The 203-nt window shown below is 73.9% G+C and carries 1 pseudogene; it reads right to left on the bottom strand.

Annotation, left to right across the window (positions count from 1 at the left end):
• Positions 1–203: pseudogene (locus AMS65_RS19665) on the bottom strand (fumarylacetoacetate hydrolase family protein); the annotation flags it as partial.

Raw genomic sequence — 203 nt, 5'->3', positions numbered from 1 at the left:
GTGCTCGTCGTAGTTGAGGCCCACCGCGAGCACGATCGGCGCGCCGATGACGGCCGGGGCGTGCTCCGTGTCTGCGACGGGCTTCCACGCATCGGCGGGAAGCGACGCGGCGGCGGCGCGCACGCGCTCGAGGGCGGCATCACCGGCCTCGATGAGGTGCTGCAGGGTGCCGAACGCCTCCCCGAGGTCACGCAGCGCGACGT

Source organism: Leucobacter celer subsp. astrifaciens, from assembly GCF_001273835.1.
Taxonomy (GTDB): Bacteria; Actinomycetota; Actinomycetes; order Actinomycetales; family Microbacteriaceae; genus Leucobacter; species Leucobacter celer.
Note: the sequence above shows the minus strand (reverse complement) of the source record. Positions and strands in the feature narration are given on the sequence as shown.